Source organism: Denitrificimonas caeni (assembly GCF_027498055.1).
Taxonomy (GTDB): domain Bacteria; phylum Pseudomonadota; class Gammaproteobacteria; order Pseudomonadales; family Pseudomonadaceae; genus Denitrificimonas.
On record NZ_CP114976.1, the window covers coordinates 1,582,502 to 1,602,666 of the forward strand.

Below are 20,165 nucleotides of genomic sequence, written 5' to 3' on the forward strand. Positions count from 1 at the left end.
GCATTCGCGTCTCGACTACTCAGGATTTATTTGTGATTTCCACTGCTAATATCACCATGCAATTTGGTGCAAAACCGCTTTTTGAAGATGTCTCTGTAAAATTTGGTAACCGCAACCGTTATGGTTTGATTGGTGCCAATGGCAGTGGTAAATCCACCTTTATGAAAATTCTCGGTGGCGATCTCGAACCATCAGCTGGGCACGTGATGCTTGAGCCAAATGTGCGCTTGGGTAAGTTACGTCAAGACCAGTTTGCCTACGAGCAGTTTACCGTTATTGATACGGTGATTATGGGACACGAAGAACTGTGGAAAGTTAAGGCTGAGCGTGATCGTATTTACTCGCTGCCAGAAATGAGCGAAGCCGACGGTATGGCGGTGGCCGAACTGGAAACTGAGTTCGCTGAAATGGATGGCTATACTGCCGAGTCGCGTGCGGGTGAGTTGCTGCTTGGCTTAGGCATTGGTGTTGAAGAACACTTTGGTTTAATGAGTGAAGTGGCACCGGGTTGGAAGCTGCGCGTGTTGCTGGCGCAGGCTTTGTTCTCAGATCCAGAAGTGCTGCTGCTGGACGAGCCGACTAACCACCTGGATATCAATACTATTCGTTGGTTGGAAGATGTGCTCAGCAGCCGAAATAGCACCATGATTATCATTTCCCACGACAGACACTTTCTCAACAGTGTGTGTACGCATATGGCGGATTTGGATTATGGCGAGATTCGTCTGTTCCCAGGCAATTACGATGAGTATATGACGGCCGCGACGCAAATTCGTGAACGCTTGTTGGGTGAGAATGCCAAGAAAAAAGCACAGATTGCTGAGCTGCAAACCTTTGTCAGTCGTTTCTCGGCCAACGCCTCTAAAGCCAAGCAGGCCACCAGCCGTGCTCGCGCCATTGACAAAATTCACTTGGATGAGGTGAAGCCCTCTAGTCGGATCAGCCCCTTTATTCGCTTTGATCAAAGTAAGAAATTGCACCGCCAAGCGGTTGTGTTGCATGAGCTGAGCCAAGGTTTTGACGGTGAAGTGTTGTTCGACAACTTGAACTTACAAGTTGAAGCTGAAGAGCGTGTAGCGATTATCGGTCCGAACGGTATCGGTAAAACCACTTTGCTACGCACCCTAATGGGTGAGTTGACACCAATGAGCGGTCATGTGAAATGGACCGATAGTGCTGAGATTGGTTATTTTGCCCAAGATCACGCCAGCGACTTTGCCGAAGATATGACCTTGTTCGACTGGATGGGGCGCTGGACTCAAGATGGTGAGCAAATGGTGCGCGGCACCTTAGGGCGTATGCTATTTTCCGGTGATGACATTGAAAAGTCAGTGAAAATTATTTCCGGTGGTGAGCAAGGGCGCATGCTGTTCGGCAAGCTGATCTTACAAAAGCCCAACGTTTTACTGATGGATGAGCCAACCAACCACTTGGATATGGAGTCCATTGAAGCCTTGAACTTGGCGCTGGAAAACTACCCTGGTACTTTGATTTTTGTCAGCCATGACCGCGAGTTTGTTTCATCTCTGGCGACGCGCATCATTGAGCTGAGCGAGCATGGCATCAAAGACTTTAGCGGCACTTACGATGATTACCTGCGCAGCCAAGGCGTCGAGGTTTAGTCGCGCCTGAGCCATCCACTTAGTCTAATCGCGGAAAAATACGTGGACTAAGTGGTAACCAAACTGCGATTTAACTGGCCCGTGAATCATGCGCACGGGCTTTTTAAAGATGACATTATCGATTGATTTAACTAATTGACCGGGACGTACTTCGCCTAAATCACCACCTTTTTTGCCCGACGGACAGGTGGAGTATTTACGCGCTAACTTATCAAAAGCATCGCCCTTATCCAGACGCGCCTTAAGTGCTTCTGCCTCTTCTTTGGTTTTTACTAAAATATGCCGCGCCATTGCCTTGGCCATGTAGCTCACCTCAAGTTTAAATATGCGCAGCAGTTTAGCGTATTTGCCCCTGTCTTGGCGTGAAATGCTGGCTAGGCTTTTCTTTTTGTTGGGCAGTCGGTGAATATGCGTGGCGCATTAATTATTCCAACTGGTAAATTTCTTAGGTATGTTTATAGGTGATATGTCACGTACTGAGTTAATGCAAAGACTGAATCTAAAACATGCCGAGCACTTCCAGCTTCATTATTTGAGTAAAGGGCTTGAGCTAATCTAAATGACCATTTCTGACAAACCACGCAGCCGTTGGCAAAAATACCGCTTAACCCCATTAGGTAAGCAAGTGCTTGCAGTCAAAAAGAATAAGTGATTTCGGTTTGAATTGAGGTTGGTTGCACATTAAGTTACACTTTTCGTCACTTAATGTGTAAATTCAGTGGCTTTATGATTAACCAATCCGCTTCTTTGCAGCCCTTAGAGCGCCTTTATCAAGGCTTAGATAAGCTTGCCACGCCCGAGCGTTACTTGTTTACGCCTGCCGATATGCGTGTATTGGTGGGGGGCATTAGCGAAGCGGCTTACCGTGCGCTGTTAAGTCGTGCTGCGAAGGGTTGGAGGCTAGAGCGTGTTTGCCGTGGTTTGTATTTGTATCACCCAGCAAAGCCAGTGCTAGGCCATGTGTTGTTCCATGCGGCGGCACGTTTACGGGCGCACGAATTCAATTACATCAGTTTAGAAACTGCCTTAAGCGATAGCGGTGTTATTTCGCAAATTCCGATGAACTGGATAACGCTTTTGTCTTCCGGGCGAACGCATAGTGTTGATTGTGGGCGCTGGGGAAAGATTGAGTTTATCCATACTCGGCAAACGGCTGCCGATTTGGCAGCACACTTAAACTACGATGCAGAGTGCCGTTTATGGTGTGCATCTGTTGCACAAGCGGTGCGCGATATGCGCAGACATCAGCGTAATCTTGATTTGATTGATTGGAGTCTAGTCGATGAGTTTATTTGATCAGTTGGTTAACTAAGCGCTGACTCATAATAGCGAACTCACGCAGCTGCGCACCGTGGTCGAAAAAGAGCTGCTCCACCATGATATTTTGCTGGCGATGAGTGATGGCGGTTTGCTGCAACAACTCTGCTTTATCGGTGGCACTTGTTTGCGTGCGTGCTATGGCTCTAATCGTTTAAGTGAGGATTTGGATTTTACCGGCGGCGCTCATTTGTTTTTTGCCCGTTAAAATAGTAGAGAGCACCATTAATAATGAGCAGTTCTGGAATTACTTGTGTAATGAAATTCCAAGCCTGATTAAGCAAGTAGAACGATATATGTCTAACAGGGCGCAAACGAATGCTTTTTTAATGTAATCGTTTTTAACTGAATAAGACGGCTGTTAGGCTTCTCTAAAAGCAAGGGAAGTTAAACTATGAGCACCGCTTCAATCGCTTCCAGAGTCTGGAGCTTTTGCACTACCTTGCGTGATGATGGTATGGGTTATGGTGATTACCTAGAATAACTGACTTACCCTATCTTTTTTAAATATGGCTGACACATAGGGCAGGGTTAGCTAGCAAAACCAGTTAAGCAGCTGTATTCAAACTGCAGTTTTATGGCTATGCTGTTTTAGAAAATACTAAACATGGAGAGCGAACGTATGCCAGTAACAGTACGTATGACCAATTTGTTTTTACAGTTGGGCCTCGATGCAACACCGGAAGGTGTGGCGGATTTTATTAAAAAACACCGTTTGCCAGATGACGTCAATGTCCTTGATGCTGAGTTTTGGAATGATGGACAGCGCCAAGCTCTAAAGGAAATGCTCTGCTCCGATGGCGAATGGGCCTTGGTTGTTGATCAGCTGAACGAAGCGTTGCGTGCACCTGAGTCGTAAGCGCTGAACCTTGCGCACATTGCTTTGTATCTCTTCTAGCTGCAAGGCAACTGTCTAGCCTGCCAAGTATTACTGGGCGGGCTAGATCAAGAGTCAGTCACTAGAAAGCAATTGCAGCTGATTACCCTGACCCATAAACAGTGGGGCATTGTGTTCAGTGACTGCACGAATGTAGTCCCAAATCACCCGAATTCGTTTTAATTTACGAAAGTCTTGGTGGCATGAAATCCAAAAATTGTTGGTCACCCGCACTTCATCCGCCAGCACCGCCTGTAGACGCGGATCTTGGTCGGCAATAAAACACGGCAAAATAGCCAAGTGCTGGCCTTGCAAGCAGGCAAAGTACTGTGAAATAGCGCCAGTTGTGCAGAAGGGTGTTTTCGCTTGGTGGATAAACTGATCCAAGTAATGCAGCTTAGTACTAAAAGTTAGATCCTCAATATAGTTAATAAATGAATGCTTGGGTAAGTCATTCACGCAGCGAATTGGCTCATGTTGTGCCAAATACTCTTTAGTGGCATATAACTGCAAACGGTAATCACACAGCTTAGTGCTGACAAATGGGCCGCGAGTGGGGCGCTCTAAGGTGATAGCAATATCTGCCTCGCGTTTGGTTAAGCTGACAAAATGCGGTACAGCCAGTAGATCAATGGAGATGGCTGGGTACTGTTTTTGAAAGTGAGTCAATTGTGGTGCTAGGAATAACCCTCCAAAACCCTCGGTGCTGCCAATGCGCACCTTGCCCGACAAGGCTATATCTGTACCAGTAATTTCTTCGCAAGCATTTTGCATCAGCGCTTCAATGGCTTGGATGCTGTCACGTAAGGCTACGCCTTCGCTGGTTAAGTGAAAGCCGCTGCTGCGGGATTTCTCAAATAACAATGTGCCCAAGGTGCTTTCTAGGTTGGCGATGCGCCGTGACACCGTTGTGTAATCGACCCCCAAACGTTTGGCCGCACTGGTCACGCGACCGCAGCGAGCCACTTCCAAAAAGAATTTTAAGTCATTCCAATTCAAGGTGCGTAAAAGGTTGATGTATTTTTGCATATCGAATCTGCTTTTTTGTGTGTATTTATCGTAAGGCGACCTACATATACTCGAATTGAATGCAAAACCCAAGCAATTTGCTGGGGCCGGACAGCAGTTAATTAATACTACTAAGGACGCAGGTAGCAGAGGCTGTGTGGTTGCCGAGCAAATGAAAACACCTTGTCTACAACAATAACAAGTACGTGGATCACACGTTTAAGGGTCGGTTATGGCTAAAGATATTTATGCGCATATTCGCAATAATCCCAAGTTTGATGAGCTGGTAACTAAACGACAACGCTTTGCTATGGTGCTTAGCGTCATCGTCTTAGTTATTTTCTATGGCTTTATTTTGCAGGTGGCTTTTTTTCCGGAGGTGATTGGCAAGCAGATTGGTACTGGCAAGTTAACTTATGGCGTACTGGCTGGGCTTTTCCAGTTTGTGTTTTTTGTCTTGTTAACCTGGTTGTATGTGCGACGCGCTAATACTGAATTTGATCGAATCAATGAAGAGCTGATTGATGAAGCCATTGCAGGAGAGCAAGCATGAGTATTAAAAACTATGCAGCAGTAGCGGCTAAGTCTTTGCTAGGCTTATCGTTACTTGGCTTAAGTCCTCTAGTATTCGCAGCAGATAAGCCGCTTAACGTGCCAGCAATTAGCATGTTTTTTATCTTTGTGGTGATGACCCTGTTAATTACGGTCTGGGCTGCACGGCGCACCCGCACCACATCTGACTTCTATACTGCCGGCGGCGGTATTACCGGTTTTCAGAATGGCTTAGCCATTGCCGGTGACTATATGTCAGCAGCAACCTTGCTAGGTTTTACTGCGATGATTTATATGTCGGGAGTGGATGCCTATATCTATATGGTGGCGTTCTTTGCGGGCTGGCCAATTATCTTATTCTTAATGGCCGAGCGTTTACGCAACCTAGGTAAGTTTACCTTTGTGGATATTACCTCTTACCGTTTAAATCAGCGCAAAATTCGCACCATGGCAGCGATCAGCTCGCTGGTGGTTGTGTGCTTTTATTTGGTTGCGCAGATGGTCGGTGCCGGGCAGCTGATACGCTTATTATTTGGCTTGGAATACACGCTGGCGCTGTTTATCGTCGGTGGCTTGATGATTATTTACGTCACCTTTGGCGGCATGGTTGCAACCACATGGGTGCAAATCATCAAAGCATGTTTGTTGTTGTTTGGTGGTACTTGCGTAATGTTGCTGGCTTTCTCTCAGTTCGACTTTAGCTACGATAAACTGATTACAGAAGCCAGTGCCGTGCATCGTCTTGGTGATAGTTTGCTTGAGCCAGGTAGCTTGCTCTCTGATCCAGTGACTGCAATCTCTATGGGGCTGGGCTTAATGTTTGGTACTGCCGGCTTGCCGCATATCTTAATGCGCTTCTTCACCGTATCGAATGCTAAGGAAGCGCGTAAGTCGGTTTTGTATGCCTCGGTATTTATTGCGTATTTCTTTAACGTTATTGCGATTATGGGTGTGGCGGCAATTGTTATCGTTGGTCAGAACACCAGCTTCTTTGAGGGCGGTGAACTGGGTGCTGCTTTGCTTGGCGGTAGCAATATGGTGGCGATGCATTTGGCTCAGGCAGTGGGCGGCAATATGCTGTTAGGCTTCCTGTCCGCAGTGGCCTTTGCCACAATTCTTGCGGTGGTTGCAGGTCTAGCTTTGGCTGGCGCCACTGCAATTGCGCATGATCTGTATGCGGAAGTCTACAAAAGAGGCAATGTGACTGAGGCGCAAGAGCTGCGTGTTACCAAAATAGCCACAGTGTGTTTAGGTTTGGTAGCTATTGTCTTGGGTATGGCTTTTGAGCAGATGAACGTGGCCTTTATGGCGGCCTTAGCTTTTGGTGTTGCAGCCTCAGCGAACTTTCCAGTGCTGATTTTATCGATGTACTGGCGCAATCTGACCACACGCGGAGCCATGGCCGGAGGTTATGGCGGTTTATTTAGTTCGGTGACTTTAGTGGTGTTGTCGAAATCTGTTTGGGTTGATGTCTTTGGCTTTGCTGAAGCAATTTTCCCTTACACACAGCCTGCTTTATTCTCGATGCCGGTTGCTTTCGGTTTGGCTTATATTGTTTCAATGCGAGATCAAAGCGCTGCAGCCAAGGCTGAGCGTGACGCTTTTGCTGATCAGTATGTACGTGGTCAAACAGGGTATGGGGTGGCCGCAGCGCAACAACATTAATTTTTAACTGTATGAATAAAGGGTGGGCGTGAAAGCGTCCACCCTTTTTTATTTGTGCACTGGCTCACAAATTAATCTTTAATTTTGACAAGCTAAATATAGCGTCTATTTTTAATTCTGTAGCCGCAAGTTAAATCAATAAGAGCCTGCAATGGTTACACTTTTACTCTCACAAGGAAGGTGTTTTATGCGCAAATTAATTATTAACTCAATACTTACTGCAACCTTAACCGCAAGCAGTTTCTGGGTTGTCGCCGCTGAGTCTAAGGCTGTGCCTGCAGAGCAGATTGTTGCGAGTATAGAGCAAAGTAAAATCGATATTAATACGGCTGATGCTGAGACCTTAGTCCGCGAGCTTAGTGGCATCGGGAAGGCTAAAGCCCAAGCCATTATTGACTACCGTGAAGCCCATGGCCCCTTTGCTACAGTTGATGAGTTGCTTGAGGTGAAAGGCATTGGTGTGGCTATTTTAGAGAAGAATTTAAATAAGTTGTCAGTTAATTAATTGTTTTTATGTAATTAAAATTGCAAGGATGCAGTTTAAGGAAGATCTTAATTAAAGTTATCAGGACGATAGATAAGGGATTGTTTAATTAAGAGTAAGTGGTAAAACACTATAGGGAATGGTGCTCTAATAGCTAGGAAGGCTAACAAGGAAGTTTGACGATAAGCGCAGAATTAGCGCAGTCATCGGGTAATGAAGGGGGGAGACTGATCTCGTATTGGCGAGCAGTCTCCTAATTACCTGTTACATACTAATAAGCATATTTCTGCAGTGCAGCAGGAAAGTTCCAGCTCAGTATCACCGCTAAGGCTAGCAGCAGCATGCCACTAATAATTGCCCAGTTCTGTTTACTTAGAGAAGGAATGGGTTGCCGTGATTGCGTGAGCAGTAAACTGATTGAGCAAATAACACTGGCTAATAATCCTCCAGCGATGATGTCGGTTGGCCAATGAGCGGTCAAATATACTCGAGAGAATGCAATGCAAATCGCAGGTATTAATGCAGTGATTAACCAGATGACCCGCCAGCGCTGTGGTTGCTGACGGCTAGCTAACACTCCTAGCACTAGAAAAAAAGCAAAACCAGAAGCGCTGTGTCCGCTAGGGAAGCTAAAACTTTGCAGTGGTTCGAGTAAAACTGAAGGGCGGGTTCTAGCAAAGAAAAGCTTCAATAAATAATTGCTAACAGCAGCTGTCATTAAGGTGCTGCTGGCAAAGATTAAAGCGCGAAATTGTTTAAACAGCAGTAATAGTGCACAGAGAATAAAGCTTACCATCAGTTGTGTGGAAAGATCGCCAAGGCGAGTGATCACTACCATTGAGTGGTCCAGCCAAGAGCTGCGTATTAGCTGGCTTAGGTCATGCAGGTAGAGGTCAAAAACAGACAGGTGCTGCCAACTAAAGAGTAGTGCTATAAGAGCCAGCCCAAAAGTCGTAGCGCTGACTAAGCTGCTGAGGCGCCATCCGCGTAAACTGCTGTAAATACTCAGTGCGGCGCATAAGGCTAAACTGCCAATAACCCAACTTGCCTGCCACCAAAAACCTTGCGGCGGACTCAATTCTAAAGCTGCTCCGACCATCCAGCCGGGGAGTGTGTACACCACTGACCAACCCGCTGCGGCAAACAGACTGACTAAAGTAAAGCGCACAAACGGCATGGACAGCATGCCGGCTACCAAGGGTAGAATGGGACGCAAAGGCCCGATAAATCGACCGATCAGTAAACTTAAAACACCGTAACGCTCAAAATGAATTTCAGCACTGGCCAACCATTGCGGGTGGCTGCGTAAAATTGGGAGTTGCGGGACTTTGTTTTGTAAGCGATAACCCAGTGCGTAGGATAAAAAATCACCGGTAAGACCGCCCAGCCATGCCAGGAGTAATACCGTGGGCAGTCCTAAACTGCTGCTGCCAGCGATAACCGCCAAACCAAACATCAACACAACGCCAGGCAGGATTAGCCCAACTAAAGCTAGACATTCCAGTAGCGCAGTAATATATATTGCAGAGCCCAGCCAGTATGCATTGCTGCTCGACCAGTCTAAGACTGTATGTAGTAATTCATTCATATACTTTACTTTTGCTTCCCAAGTTTTTACTTAAGCGCGGCGTATTGGTAGCGCTGAAAGTCGGTTACTTACACTGCCGCAAATAAAACAAACTAGTGTAGCGCTATTATCGGCAAAACTCTAAGCGTTGCCGCCGAGTGCAGCGAGCGATGCTGGGTAAGGTTTCAGTGCGCTGTGCTAGAATCTAAGCCCGTTTGAGGCTTAGTAAACCTATGTTGATTCCTTTCGAGCAGCTTGCTGCAGATACGCTAACGCGTTTGATAGAAGATTTTGTAACCCGTGACGGCACTGATAATGGCGACGAAACCCCGCTACATACGCGGATCGAGCGCGTTCGCTGTGCGCTAGAGAAAAAACAAGCGGTGATCGTTTTTGATGTTGAGAGTCAGCAATGTCAGCTGTGCTTGCGCCATGACGTGCCCAGAGAGTGGCTGGCTGATTTAGATGCTTTAACTCAAGCAAATTGACTTGCAATTATAAGAGCCGAAAATATATTAATTTTGAACTTGCATGCAAGATGTGTAGTCAGATAACTTGATACTTATATTTAGACAATGGAGATATTCAATGGGAAAGAAATACCTAATGGCATTATTTGCTGCCACAGCTTTTGTTGCTTTAGCCGGTTGCTCTTCGCCAACAGTGATCACCTTAAAAGATGGTAGCCAGATAGAGACTACTAATAAGCCTAAGTATGATGATGACAGTGGTTTTTATGAGTTTGAGCAGCTTGATGGCAAGCCTGTGCGTATCAATAAAGATGATATTCACACTATCAAGAAAATGTAACAACTGACCATGCATGGTGCCTGCAAAGGGCATCGTGCATGGTTTTATAGTGTTTAAGTGCGCCTGATCGATCGCATTATACGAATCGCTTAGCTATCTATGGCTAAAAGTAAAAGCTCGCAACCACTTTTGTTATTTGTACTGATTTTTAACCGTATCAATCCAAGCGGGATCTAAGACCTGTTGGTCAGGATCAATGCCTAGCGCTTCCATCTGCGCTTTATGCTTATCAATCTCATGCACCATTTGACTTGCTTCACCAGTGTTGCCATCGAGCTGGTGCATCTGCAGCAAGCCTAATTGATAAAAGCGTAGCAACTTCATTGCCTCAATGTTTTGCGCCTCAACACCTTTAGTCACATTGTGCATGATATTTGTGATGCTCATCAGGCTGCGTTTTAATTGCCAGCCGTACACGTTGGCGGCCATCCAAGGCTGTTGCAGCAAGAGTTTGCGCACTAGAATCACAGTAACGACAACGCCCGCACCCACTCCAGTAGCGTTTAAGCTGAAGTTATTACCACCCGGCTCACCGTAAAACATCACTAAAAGGCTGGATAGCAGCATCGCCAAAGCCACAAAAATCACAATAATAATCCAAGTTGCTTTGCGAGTTTGCTGGCGGTATTCCTCAGCATCGAGCTTGGCCAGTTTAAATGGGCTGGCAAGGGACTTAGAAGAGGGCGATTGTCTGGACATAAAAGCAAGTGCTCAATAAATTTAACGAGAATTAATTGTACCGCAGTGAGCAACATACACCTACATGCACATGGTGTATGGCCAGCTCATTGCCTGCGGACAAACTGACTTAGGCCGTTTGCGTAGCGCTTAAGATATACAAGGTGATGTAGGCCAAAACACTATAGCGGCCCGCTTTAGCGATGCTGACGAGTAAAGTGAAGCGCCAAAAAGGTTCACGCAACACCCCGGCAATTAAGGTTAATGGATCGCCAACAATAGGTAGCCAGCTGAAGAGTAAACTCCAGCGACCATAACGCTGATACCAATGCTCGGCGCGTTTGAGTTGCTTGGGTTTGACTGGAAACCAGCGCCGATCTTGCCAGCGTTGCAGTTGCGTACCCAGCCACCAGTTAATTTGTGAACCCAATACATTGCCGATAGTCGCCGCTATTACTAATGAGTAAACGGCGCTGGGTTTTAAGGTGAGCAAGGCCACCAGCGCAGTTTCTGATTGCATAGGGAGTAAGGTGGCAGCAATACAGGCCGCCATGGCAAGACCTAAGTAGCTGGCCCAACTCAACATAAGATTGTTGCAGGCGCGGTTTTTATCATGGGCTGAACAACTCTAACTGCACAGCTGCTTGCTGTTGTTGATCATGCAAACGCACGCCGACCCCTAATAAACGCACCGGTTTATTGCCGCGCATAAAGGCGGCTGACAGCAGTAGGCGGTAACTGTCTAAGTCCAGTGGAGCACCGGCTTGCTCTATGGTGGTTTGCGTAAAATCATGGAACTTAACTTTCACAAAAGGCTTTTCTGGGCGGTAATCTGCATCGAGACGCGCTTGGCGGCGGACGAGTTCTTTTAGCAAGGCGGGCAACTGCGCCTGACAAGCGGTTAAATCCGGTAAGTCTTGATCAAAGGTGGTTTCAACGCTCAGGCTTTGGCGTCGGCTAAAGGGTTGTACTGGGCGCTCATCAATCCCCCGCGCCAATGACCATAAGCGCTCACCAAAGCTGCCGAAAGCTTTGCTCAGAGCCAGCAGGCTGTGTTCGCGTAAATGCGCGCAATCAGTAATACCCATGCGCGCCAATTTGGCAGCAGTCACTTTACCCACACCGTGCAGTTTTTTCACCGGCAAGCCCAAGACAAAATCATCCACTTCGTCTGGAGTAATGACAAAAAGTCCATTGGGTTTACGCCAGTCAGAAGCTATTTTGGCTAAGAACTTATTGGGGGCAACGCCTGCTGAAACCACTAAGCGCAACTCCTGCCACACGCGACTACGGATTTCTTTAGCAATTAAAGTTCCGCTGCCTGAGCACAGCGCACAGTCGGTGACATCTAAAAAAGCTTCATCCAAAGATAATGGCTCAATGCAGTCGGTGTAATCGTGCAAAATGCTGTGAATTTCCCGTGAAGCTGCTTTGTAGGCATCCATGCGCGGCTTGATTATCTCTAAGTCAGGACATAGTTTGAGGGCACGGGCAGTCGGCATTGCTGAGTGCACACCCCAACTGCGAGCCTCATAGTTGCAAGTGGCAATGACACCGCGGCGATCTGCCGAGCCACCCACAGCTACAGCACGGCCTTGCAGGCGCGGATCATCACGCACTTCAATGGCCGCATAAAAACAATCAGCGTCAATATGAATTATTTTTCGTGAACTCAAAACCTCTGCAACCCCTATATACAGCGCCGCTACAGATCCAAGCTTAGCATTAGAGCACTATAAATCGGCACAATACTGTATTTAAATGCAGTATTTGTTTGACAAGGTTTAAAAACGCGCTATAATTTGCGCCGCGGGATGGAGCAGTCTGGTAGCTCGTCGGGCTCATAACCCGAAGGTCGTAGGTTCAAATCCTGCTCCCGCAACCAGATTAAAAAGCCTTAACTTTCAATGAGTTAGGGCTTTTTTTATGCCTGCAATTCCTGTCTTAAAAACTGCCTAAAAAGCCTCCGTGCCCAAACCGTGCCCTGTGCGTACCCATTTTGAAATTCTAGGTTTTTTGCTCTGATGGGTTTTGACCGTAAGTCTTCTTGGGGCACAGTTGTTTTTCACGTGCCTTCAGCCAATATTTGCTGTATCGCCAAAACATTCTTAGACTTGCTTATATCCTGCTGCCTCACAAAATCAGTGCTTTTACGTCGCATCACCCGCCAACTGCCTTTCAATTTGTATTTCGGTTTGATCTTTTATTTGCTGGGCAATCATTTCTTCGATTTTCTCGCGGTCTTCGGGTTCCATATTCTCCAGGTCTTCTTCAGTCAGACCCATACCTTTAAGAATACGGTCACGGATTTTTTCAGCATCAGACATTTGCATCCAGTCCATAAACTCATCAAGCACACTGCGCTTGGCTTCGTTAGACTGTTTCGATGCATCAGTTTTAATCTCCGCAGCACTTATACCAGCAACTTGTGTTGCTGGTTTTACTTGTGCGTACTGAACCTGCTGCAAGGTCTGCGAAAAAACGTCGGCGTTATTAGTTTCTGCTGGACGTGTGGTGCTCTGCTGCTGAAGATCTTTGCTGTCTGTAATGCGAATATTCATAAGGTTTGCCCTGCAAGTGTGCGGTTTTACTGCTCATAAATTACTCGGTTTATTAAAGTAAGACAATCTACGGTACTAGGGCAGGGTTAAACATGTGTGGTTGTTGTTACGCTTACCGTTAAGTACACAGCCAAGCGATCGGGTACAAACACTCAGCAGAACCCATTGCCTTATCTGCAACAATCCCAAGTTGGTAATTCTGTACTTTTGCTGAGAATCAGTTAGGGATTTTTTTATGCCTGCAATTCCTGTCTTAAAAACTGCCTAAAAAGCCTCCGTGCCCAAACCGTACCCTGGGCATGTCAATTTCTAACATTTGGACTGGCGGAGAGGGTGAGCGCTGCAGGGCGGTTTGTTGAAGCTGCCTGCATGCTGTAGCCTTGCTAACTTTGCTGAATGCCGATCGACGATTAATGACCTTCAATGGAGGCAGTACATAGCAATGGAAGACGAAAACTCTCCTGCTTTGCGGGCTGGTGTTGACTTTCGTGGCACCCCGAACGCGACTCAGCCAGTCCTCGAGCACATCAAACCGGGCAAAAAACGCGCTCCGCTGTTGCGCTATATTCGTTTTAACCTACCAAAGACCACACGGCTGTTACTTAGCGCAGTGATTGCTGTGATTGGCGCTGCTTCGGCGGCGGTTGCGCTGTCGAACCACGAGCCCTTTCCTTTTGCGACCCCGGTTCTGTGGAGTATCTGCGGAGCTGCTGTGGTGTTCGTCGCTGTGGGTTTGCTGAGCTCTGCCCGCATCTGGACATGGGGATTGATCATCGCGCTGTCATCTCTGCTGGTCTACCTGGGCGGCCTGCTGGGCAATGCGCCCTATGTCTGGAATGGCGCCAGTGTCGTATCCGCCGCAATTTGGAATCTGACGTTGCTGGCCTCCATGGCCTACATCGTTCTTTTTTGTGCATTGCGCTACGGGATGATCGTCGCCGCTCCTGACAACCAAAACTTTATGGACTGAGAAGGGTTTATCAATGGATCTCGGCTTTCCGTGGTGGCTCCGTGTGGAGCATTTCCTCAACATCATCTTTATTACGTTCTTGGTGCGCTCGGGCCTCGAAATTCTAGGTACTTACCCTAAGCTTTACCGTTCGCAGCACACAGTGCCCGGCACATCCTGGGCTCAGTTTACCGTTCAGGAGGAAGCGAAGCATAAGTACTACACGGTGGGTGGCGAGTACAGTGATTACTCTCCGCGCATTTCCCTGCCGGGACGTGGACTGCTGGGTCTCGGGCGTTACTGGCATTTTATGGCCGTTACGGGCTTTGTCACCTGTTGGATAATCTACTTTGTGTTACTGCTGGCGACTGGTCAGTGGCGGCGTTACGTACCCACCAGTTGGGATACCTTTGCTCAGGCTTGGCAGGATATGCTGGCTTACCTTGCTTTCACCATGCCGCAGCCTGTGGATGGCATGGTGTTTAATGCCCTGCAGCAACTGTCGTACGGTTTTGTGATATTGGTACTGACGCCTTTGGTCATCCTTACTGGCGCCTTTCAGTCGCCGGCCATTGCCAACCATTTTTCCCGCATCACCCGTGCACTGGGTGGTCGACAAGTGATCCGTAGCACACACTTTTTTTGTCTAGTTGGATACGTAGCATTCTTCGTCATCCACGTGCCGCTGGTCTTTCTTCACGGCTACCTGCACGAGACCTCAAAAATGGTATTGGGGCACTCTAACAATCCTGTTTTGGGTGGATCCATTTTCACCATCGGCCTCATTCTTGTAGTCGTCCTGCACGTGGTCGCCACACGCTGGACCTTGGCGGATGGCCGTGCGGTTGAAAGATTGCATAACATCATTGTGCGGCCCTGGTCGAATCTACTGTACAAGCTGCCTGCGCGCATGCACTACGATCGCTCCAATATCACCGGTAAGGACGTGGGTCTGGCTAACACCACCCATAACTTCCGTGGCAGCGGACGACCACCAGAAACCGAGGAGTATCTGGCGCTGATGGCCAACTGCTACGAGGACGACTACGTGCTGGAGATCGGCGGATACGTTGAGCGGCCGATGACGTTGACCATTGCCGAACTGCGCGAGCTTGCCTCAGGTCATTCGCAGACCACGCTGCACCACTGCGTGCAAGGCTTCACCTCGATTGGGCGCTGGCGCGGGATTACCGTGTCGGCCCTTTTGGAGCTCGCCGGACCCTTGCCCGGCGCAACTGACGTAGTGTACACCAGCTTCCAAAATATGGGCCGTGATGACGCCCTGTACGAAGGAGGTACTTACTACGTGTCGACACCCATGGTTGAGGCGCGGATGCCGCAGACGCTGATTGCCTTTGAGCTCAACGACGAAGGCGAGATTCCGGCTAAAAATGGCGGGCCAGTGCGCTTGCGTTTAGAAAGCTCGACCGGGTTTCGCAGCCTGAAGTGGCTGGATCGGATTGAGGTGGTCAACCGCTACGATATTATCCTTGAGGGCCGTGGTGGCTACTTCGAGGACACGGACTTCTACGACCGCAACCAGCTGATCTGACCGTCCGCGAGAAGAAAAGGAAGCCGCTGTTATTATGTTTAAAAAAAGTATGATGCAGAAAAATACACGCCCAGCTACTCAAGCCGAGCTCGATGCTTACATTGCCGCACGCCCCAGACCGGTGCGCAACACCTATGAAGGCATGTACCCGCTGCACGAGGACATTGAGCTGTCGGATGAACAGGTACAGATCGTGCTGGACTACCTGCAAGAGGTTAATTTCCATCTGCCCGGCGCTGCTGCGCACGAGTTTCTCGTGGTGCGCTGGGCCCGTTACACTGGCTTTCAGTTTCTACAGGAACCCCTAGAAGCCTATGCCATCGGACTGCGCTGCACCCATCCCGGCATGGAAGACCAACATACTTTTATTCGTATGTCTTGGGGCCAACTGATGGGTGATCCCGAGGCTGTCCGTCTGCCGGTCAATGAACCGGTGTTGGCCAGCGATATGATGACTCTTGCCCGCTATCGCGATACGCGCACCGGGCCTTCGCGAACGGGCGTTGACGCCTACGGTACTGCGTCCGATGATTCTGTGCCAGGCACTGATTTCGATCTGAAGCTGTTGAATGGTGCGCTGGATGACGTGCTAGAGCAGCATCGTGCCGGTAAGGGTCGCGAAATCAACTCATGGTGGAACCCCGCGCTGAACTGGGGAGTTGCACTGGCTGGGCGCTACCCGCGACTGAAGTACTTCGAGTCTAAGGAGCGCCTCGATGAGCAAACCTTGGCTGCTTTGCACGCCTTCGAAGCACGGGCAGCGCAGGCAGAAACAGCGCTGCAGGAACTCGGTCTGGTCTCTCCGGTATCCGTGGCCGAGTCTGCGCTTAAGCAAGCGCAGAAAGCAGAGCATGGAGCCTATTCCCGTCGCCATCGTATCCGCAATCCGCAGCCGCTGACCGAAGCAAAGAGTAGACAAGATACCTAGTTTGAAAATTAGGTGGTTTTTAGTGTTGAACTAGCAAGGGTGTGAATGTCTGGTAAGCCTTATGTGCTGCTGAGATAAACGGATTGTAAGCAAAAAAAAGGATGCCGATTGGGCATCCTTTTTTATAGCGCAGGTACAGATTAAGCGTTTGGCTTGGTCTCGTCCTGCTCGGCAGCAGGAGCAGCATCATGTTTGGATGATTGCTCCTGTTTGGCTGCTGTCGCTTGCGCCTCAGTGTCAGCATCTTTAGCGGAGTGGGGCGTATCTTTCTTAGCGGGTTGCGCTGCTGTTGTTTGGCTTGTGCCTGCAACATTTTGTGGCGCGGCATTACTTGCTGTTGGAGCTTGCGGTACAGGCTCTTTGGTTGTTACAGCATCAGACTTAGCGTCAGCTGGCTTACTTTCAGCTGCTGATTTCTGCTCAGCTGCTGCTTTTTTAGCTTCAGCTTCGCGTGCTAGACGACGGCGCTCACGCGGGTCATTAGCAGCGCGACCCGATGGGCGAGCAGGTTGTTCGGCTTTCTTTGCCGGTGCTGCTGGCGCTTCTGGTTTTGCAGTTGCTGTCGGTGCTGGAGATTGCGCTGCAGGTTTTGCTGGTACTTCTGCCTTTTCGCTCGTTTTAGCAGGTGTAGGCTCAGGCTTAACGCTTGGCTTTACTGCTTCAGCAACAGGCTCTGCAGATGCCGGCCCTGCTTTAGCCTGCGCAGGTTTCTCCGTAGTTGCTTTAACATCCTGGCTTTGCGTGCGTGGCGCAGGTTTTTCAGCAGCTACAGTTGCTGGAGTTGGCTCCGAAATTTGCAGTAAAGGTTGTTGGATTGCAATCGGTGCTGCTTGCGCAGGGTCGACAACTTCAACAGCGCTGCGTCCGGCGGCGGCATCTTTAACCATGGCTGGCTGCACTTCTGTGACTTGTGCGCTGCTGGCTGCATTGTCAGTAGCAGGTGCTGCGCTGGTTTTTTCAGTGCTGCGCTCAGCTGTTGTAGCTTCTGCCGCGGGTTGCTTACCAGCAGTCTCTTTCGCAGTGGTCTCAGTTGCTTCAGTGCTGCTCGAGTCTGTATCCACTTGTTGGCGTTCGCGGCGGTTGCTGCGACGACGTTGACCGCGTGAGCGACGACGAGGACGTTCTTCTTCGGTGGAAGTGGTGTCATCTTGTTCATCGTTCTGCTCAGTTAGGTTCACATCGTGTAGCTCTGCTTCTGTATCAGCAGTGGGCTGTGGATGTGGCGCACGCTCTTGACGCTCCTGGCGTATCGGACGCTCATCGCTCTGATTGTTATCACGCTGTTGACGAGGCGCACGCGGCTTCTCTTCATTAGCTGTATCTTGAGCTTGATTGCCACGCGCATTACGCGGTTCTGGCGTATCACGTGCTGGACGCAGTTCACGAGTCGGGCGCTCATTGCGCTCGGAACGTTCATTACGTGCAGGACGTTCTTCACGCTGCGGACGCTCACGACGGTTATCGTTGCTTGTGTCGCGATTGTTTTGTGCAGCGTTATCACGTGGTTTTTCACGCTGACTAGCATTGTCGCGTTCAGCGTTGTTGTCACGGGTATTGTTGTCGCGGTTGTTGTCCCGTGGCTTACGTTCATCGTCACGGTTCGTGCGGGTGTTTTCCCGGCGGCGGTTTGATGATTGTTGGCGCTCATTGCGGCGTTCGTTATTACGATTTGTGTTGCTGCGCTCACGTTGCTCCGGCTTAGCTTCAGGCGCGGCTGGTGCATCTTCGCTGGCGAATAAACCGACCAACGATTTCACTAGGCCTTTAAATAAGCTGGGTTGAGCCTTGGCCACCACTGGCGCTGCGGCTTTGCTGGCTGCTGGCGGAGGTGGAGCAAGGCGTTCGGCGCTGCTGGTTTTTACCGCAGCTTCTTCGCGTACTAATGAGCGGGTCGCGCTGACCGGCTGCAGTTCTTCGCTTTCTTCCGGAGCCATTTCATAGCTGGACTGGCCGGACATTGCCTCTGGGCTGTCATCACGCAGGCGCATTACTTCGAAATGCGGTGTTTCTAGAGTGTCATCTGGCAAAATAAAGATGCGTACGCGGGTACGTAATTCGATTTTGGTGATGGCATTACGCTTTTCGTTAAGTAGGAAAGCGGCAACTTGGAAAGGCACACGGGCACGCACTTCTGCGGTGCGGTCTTTCAGGGCTTCTTCTTCAATTAAGCGGAGAATGGCCAGTGATAATGATTCAACGTCGCGGATAATGCCTTGACCGTTACAGCGCGGGCAGACGACGCCGCTGCTTTCACCTAATGATGGACGCAGACGCTGGCGCGACATTTCTAGCAAGCCAAAACGTGAGATACGACCCACTTGTACGCGTGCACGGTCAGCTTCAAGGCATTCGCGCATGCGATCTTCAACGGCACGTTGGTTTTTCGCTGGCGTCATGTCGATGAAGTCGATCACGATCAAGCCACCAATGTCACGCAAACGCAGTTGGCGGGCGATTTCCTCAGCCGCTTCCAGGTTGGTTTGCAGAGCAGTTTCTTCGATGTCGCTGCCTTTGGTCGCCCGTGCTGAGTTAATATCAATGGATACTAAGGCTTCGGTTGGGTCGATGACTAATGCACCGCCAGAAGGCAGTTTCACTTCGCGTTGGAAAGCAGTTTCGATCTGGCTTTCAATTTGGAAGCGGTTAAACAAGGGTACGCTGTCTTGGTACAGCTTGATTTTGTTGGCGTACTGCGGCATCACCTGACGAATAAAGCTTAACGCTTCTTCTTGTGCATCAACGCTATCAATCAGTACTTCGCCGATATCTTGGCGTAAATAGTCACGAATAGCGCGGATGATGACGTTACTTTCTTGGTAGATCAAGAAGGGAGCGCTGCGGGTTTCAGCAGCGTCTTTAATGGCAGTCCAAAGTTGAACCAGGTAGTCCAAGTCCCACTGTAATTCTTGACTGCTACGCCCTAAGCCAGCGGTGCGCACAATTAAGCCCATGTCAGCTGGAGCGTTGAGCGCGTTGAGTGCTTCGCGTAATTCGTTGCGCTCTTCACCTTCAATGCGGCGGGAAATACCACCTGCCCGAGGGTTGTTAGGCATCAGTACCATGTAGCGGCCGGCGAGGCTGATGAAAGTGGTGAGTGCTGCGCCTTTATTGCCGCGCTCTTCTTTTTCGACTTGGACGATAACTTCTTGGCCTTCAGTCAGAACGTCTTTGATGTTGACGCGACCGCCACCATTTTCGCCAGTTTTCTTGAAGTATTCGCGGGAGATTTCTTTGAGGGGGAGGAAGCCGTGACGCTCAGAACCAAAATCAACAAATGCTGCTTCTAAGCTGGGTTCTACGCGGGTTATACGGCCTTTATAGATGTTGGATTTCTTTTGTTCGCGAGCCCCTGATTCAATATCAAGGTCAAAGAGCTTTTGCCCATCGACAAGTGCAACACGCAACTCTTCAGGTTGAGTTGCGTTAATTAGCATTCTTTTCATGGTTTACCAATATATTCCGTGTTCACGGATCACATTATTGGCACACACGACAAATTGGGTCGGTGTTGGGGTCGCGCAGTTAAAAATTAACCGTGTCTAGCGTGCATGGTCATAAGCCATGGCCGCGACTGCGTCTCCAGTAGCCTGCACTA

At 49.1% G+C, this 20,165-nt stretch carries 21 protein-coding genes and 1 tRNA gene; 14 read left to right on the plus strand and 8 right to left on the minus strand.

Annotated features, from left to right (window positions below; translation table 11 throughout):
- The first annotated feature begins 32 nt into the window (after positions 1–32).
- Positions 33–1,622 (plus strand): ABC-F family ATPase, encoded by a 1,590-nt coding sequence (locus tag O6P33_RS07560; protein ID WP_269819490.1) that lies wholly within the window; start codon positions 33–35, stop codon positions 1,620–1,622.
- A gap of 24 nt (positions 1,623–1,646) precedes the next feature.
- Here the strand turns inward: O6P33_RS07560 and O6P33_RS07565 are convergent, their stop codons facing one another.
- Complete coding sequence (locus O6P33_RS07565) at positions 1,647–1,925, minus strand: peptidylprolyl isomerase (protein WP_269817181.1); 279 nt, start codon at positions 1,923–1,925, stop codon at positions 1,647–1,649.
- Positions 1,926–2,088: 163 nt separating this feature from the next.
- Here O6P33_RS07565 and O6P33_RS13215 point away from each other — a divergent pair, with 163 nt between their 5' ends.
- From O6P33_RS13215 to O6P33_RS07580, 4 genes are all read left to right on the plus strand, one after another.
- Positions 2,089–2,181: a hypothetical protein gene (locus O6P33_RS13215; protein ID WP_420094934.1), complete on the plus strand. Its 93-nt coding sequence runs from the start codon at positions 2,089–2,091 to the stop codon at positions 2,179–2,181.
- Positions 2,182–2,348: 167 nt separating this feature from the next.
- Positions 2,349–2,918, plus strand: a complete 570-nt coding sequence (gene abiEi / locus O6P33_RS07570) for a type IV toxin-antitoxin system AbiEi family antitoxin (protein ID WP_269817182.1) — start codon at positions 2,349–2,351, stop codon at positions 2,916–2,918.
- Positions 2,919–2,973: 55 nt separating this feature from the next.
- Complete coding sequence (locus O6P33_RS07575) at positions 2,974–3,147, plus strand: nucleotidyl transferase AbiEii/AbiGii toxin family protein (RefSeq protein WP_269817183.1); 174 nt, start codon at positions 2,974–2,976, stop codon at positions 3,145–3,147.
- 414 nt (positions 3,148–3,561) lie between these two features.
- Entirely contained in the window at positions 3,562–3,798 is a 237-nt protein-coding gene (locus tag O6P33_RS07580; RefSeq protein ID WP_269817184.1) for a DUF2789 family protein, read from the plus strand.
- 93 nt (positions 3,799–3,891) lie between these two features.
- On the opposite strand, the gene O6P33_RS07585 is transcribed toward O6P33_RS07580, so the two are convergent.
- The gene (locus tag O6P33_RS07585; RefSeq protein WP_269817185.1) at positions 3,892–4,845 is read right to left on the minus strand and encodes a LysR family transcriptional regulator; all 954 of its coding nucleotides are present in this window, start codon (positions 4,843–4,845) and stop codon (positions 3,892–3,894) included.
- A 211-nt stretch (positions 4,846–5,056) separates the two neighbouring features.
- On the opposite strand from O6P33_RS07585, the gene O6P33_RS07590 reads away from it, so the two are divergent.
- From O6P33_RS07590 to O6P33_RS07600, 3 genes are all read left to right on the plus strand, one after another.
- Positions 5,057–5,377 carry a DUF485 domain-containing protein gene (locus tag O6P33_RS07590; protein ID WP_269817186.1) on the plus strand — a complete coding sequence of 107 codons (321 nt, stop codon included), beginning with the start codon at positions 5,057–5,059 and terminating at the stop codon, positions 5,375–5,377.
- Entirely contained in the window at positions 5,374–7,041 is a 1,668-nt protein-coding gene (locus O6P33_RS07595) for a cation acetate symporter (protein ID WP_269817187.1), read from the plus strand. The genes O6P33_RS07590 and O6P33_RS07595 overlap by 4 nt, the downstream gene beginning before the upstream one ends.
- Positions 7,042–7,228: 187 nt before the next feature.
- Positions 7,229–7,546: a ComEA family DNA-binding protein gene (locus O6P33_RS07600; protein ID WP_269817188.1), complete on the plus strand. Its 318-nt coding sequence runs from the start codon at positions 7,229–7,231 to the stop codon at positions 7,544–7,546.
- 250 nt (positions 7,547–7,796) lie between these two features.
- Here O6P33_RS07600 and O6P33_RS07605 read toward each other — a convergent pair whose 3' ends face one another.
- Positions 7,797–9,113, minus strand: a complete 1,317-nt coding sequence (locus O6P33_RS07605) for a bifunctional DedA family/phosphatase PAP2 family protein (RefSeq protein WP_269817189.1) — start codon at positions 9,111–9,113, stop codon at positions 7,797–7,799.
- 212 nt (positions 9,114–9,325) lie between these two features.
- Here O6P33_RS07605 and O6P33_RS07610 point away from each other — a divergent pair, with 212 nt between their 5' ends.
- The gene (locus O6P33_RS07610; protein ID WP_269817190.1) at positions 9,326–9,580 is read left to right on the plus strand and encodes a YheU family protein; all 255 of its coding nucleotides are present in this window, start codon (positions 9,326–9,328) and stop codon (positions 9,578–9,580) included.
- Positions 9,581–9,680: 100 nt separating this feature from the next.
- Positions 9,681–9,902 carry a YgdI/YgdR family lipoprotein gene (locus tag O6P33_RS07615; protein WP_269817191.1) on the plus strand — a complete coding sequence of 74 codons (222 nt, stop codon included), beginning with the start codon at positions 9,681–9,683 and terminating at the stop codon, positions 9,900–9,902.
- 132 nt (positions 9,903–10,034) lie between these two features.
- Here the strand turns inward: O6P33_RS07615 and O6P33_RS07620 are convergent, their stop codons facing one another.
- The 3 genes from O6P33_RS07620 to dinB all read right to left on the minus strand — a co-directional run bounded on the left by O6P33_RS07620 (position 10,035) and on the right by dinB (position 12,256).
- Positions 10,035–10,601, minus strand: a complete 567-nt coding sequence (locus O6P33_RS07620; RefSeq protein WP_269817192.1) for a DUF3087 family protein — start codon at positions 10,599–10,601, stop codon at positions 10,035–10,037.
- A 109-nt stretch (positions 10,602–10,710) separates the two neighbouring features.
- Positions 10,711–11,166 carry a YqaA family protein gene (locus tag O6P33_RS07625; protein WP_269817193.1) on the minus strand — a complete coding sequence of 152 codons (456 nt, stop codon included), beginning with the start codon at positions 11,164–11,166 and terminating at the stop codon, positions 10,711–10,713.
- A 25-nt stretch (positions 11,167–11,191) separates the two neighbouring features.
- Positions 11,192–12,256, minus strand: coding sequence for a DNA polymerase IV (dinB, locus tag O6P33_RS07630; RefSeq protein ID WP_269817194.1), 1,065 nt, complete (start codon positions 12,254–12,256; stop codon positions 11,192–11,194).
- 132 nt (positions 12,257–12,388) lie between these two features.
- On the opposite strand from dinB, the gene O6P33_RS07635 reads away from it, so the two are divergent.
- Positions 12,389–12,465: transfer RNA gene (locus O6P33_RS07635), tRNA-Met, on the plus strand.
- Between the two features lie 265 nt (positions 12,466–12,730).
- Here the strand turns inward: O6P33_RS07635 and O6P33_RS07640 are convergent.
- Positions 12,731–13,141, minus strand: a complete 411-nt coding sequence (locus O6P33_RS07640) for a hypothetical protein (protein WP_269817195.1) — start codon at positions 13,139–13,141, stop codon at positions 12,731–12,733.
- A 442-nt stretch (positions 13,142–13,583) separates the two neighbouring features.
- Between O6P33_RS07640 and O6P33_RS07645 the strand changes: the two genes are divergently transcribed.
- Genes O6P33_RS07645 through O6P33_RS07655 form a run of 3 tightly spaced genes read left to right on the plus strand, consistent with a single transcriptional unit; the run spans position 13,584 to position 16,570 of the window.
- On the plus strand, positions 13,584–14,111 hold the full coding sequence (locus O6P33_RS07645) for a hypothetical protein (RefSeq protein ID WP_269817196.1): 528 nt from the start codon (positions 13,584–13,586) through the stop codon (positions 14,109–14,111).
- Between the two features lie 13 nt (positions 14,112–14,124).
- Complete coding sequence (locus tag O6P33_RS07650) at positions 14,125–15,642, plus strand: molybdopterin-dependent oxidoreductase (RefSeq protein WP_269817197.1); 1,518 nt, start codon at positions 14,125–14,127, stop codon at positions 15,640–15,642.
- 34 nt (positions 15,643–15,676) lie between these two features.
- On the plus strand, positions 15,677–16,570 hold the full coding sequence (locus tag O6P33_RS07655) for a hypothetical protein (RefSeq protein WP_269817198.1): 894 nt from the start codon (positions 15,677–15,679) through the stop codon (positions 16,568–16,570).
- 140 nt (positions 16,571–16,710) lie between these two features.
- Here the strand turns inward: O6P33_RS07655 and rne are convergent, their stop codons facing one another.
- Positions 16,711–20,013, minus strand: coding sequence for a ribonuclease E (rne, locus tag O6P33_RS07660; protein ID WP_269817199.1), 3,303 nt, complete (start codon positions 20,011–20,013; stop codon positions 16,711–16,713).
- Positions 20,014–20,165: the final 152 nt, after the last annotated feature.

Coding starts and splice junctions, on each gene's coding strand:
- O6P33_RS07565 (WP_269817181.1), bottom strand. CDS start 1,925: ATGGCCAAGGCAATGGCGCGGCATATTTTAGTAAAAACCAAAGAAGAG.
- O6P33_RS13215 (WP_420094934.1), top strand. CDS start 2,089: ATGTCACGTACTGAGTTAATGCAAAGACTGAATCTAAAACATGCCGAG.
- abiEi (WP_269817182.1), top strand. CDS start 2,349: ATGATTAACCAATCCGCTTCTTTGCAGCCCTTAGAGCGCCTTTATCAA.
- O6P33_RS07580 (WP_269817184.1), top strand. CDS start 3,562: ATGCCAGTAACAGTACGTATGACCAATTTGTTTTTACAGTTGGGCCTC.
- O6P33_RS07585 (WP_269817185.1), bottom strand. CDS start 4,845: ATGCAAAAATACATCAACCTTTTACGCACCTTGAATTGGAATGACTTA.
- O6P33_RS07590 (WP_269817186.1), top strand. CDS start 5,057: ATGGCTAAAGATATTTATGCGCATATTCGCAATAATCCCAAGTTTGAT.
- O6P33_RS07595 (WP_269817187.1), top strand. CDS start 5,374: ATGAGTATTAAAAACTATGCAGCAGTAGCGGCTAAGTCTTTGCTAGGC.
- O6P33_RS07600 (WP_269817188.1), top strand. CDS start 7,229: ATGCGCAAATTAATTATTAACTCAATACTTACTGCAACCTTAACCGCA.
- O6P33_RS07605 (WP_269817189.1), bottom strand. CDS start 9,113: ATGAATGAATTACTACATACAGTCTTAGACTGGTCGAGCAGCAATGCA.
- O6P33_RS07610 (WP_269817190.1), top strand. CDS start 9,326: ATGTTGATTCCTTTCGAGCAGCTTGCTGCAGATACGCTAACGCGTTTG.
- O6P33_RS07615 (WP_269817191.1), top strand. CDS start 9,681: ATGGGAAAGAAATACCTAATGGCATTATTTGCTGCCACAGCTTTTGTT.
- O6P33_RS07620 (WP_269817192.1), bottom strand. CDS start 10,601: ATGTCCAGACAATCGCCCTCTTCTAAGTCCCTTGCCAGCCCATTTAAA.
- O6P33_RS07625 (WP_269817193.1), bottom strand. CDS start 11,166: ATGTTGAGTTGGGCCAGCTACTTAGGTCTTGCCATGGCGGCCTGTATT.
- O6P33_RS07640 (WP_269817195.1), bottom strand. CDS start 13,141: ATGAATATTCGCATTACAGACAGCAAAGATCTTCAGCAGCAGAGCACC.
- O6P33_RS07645 (WP_269817196.1), top strand. CDS start 13,584: ATGGAAGACGAAAACTCTCCTGCTTTGCGGGCTGGTGTTGACTTTCGT.
- O6P33_RS07650 (WP_269817197.1), top strand. CDS start 14,125: ATGGATCTCGGCTTTCCGTGGTGGCTCCGTGTGGAGCATTTCCTCAAC.
- O6P33_RS07655 (WP_269817198.1), top strand. CDS start 15,677: ATGTTTAAAAAAAGTATGATGCAGAAAAATACACGCCCAGCTACTCAA.
- rne (WP_269817199.1), bottom strand. CDS start 20,013: ATGAAAAGAATGCTAATTAACGCAACTCAACCTGAAGAGTTGCGTGTT.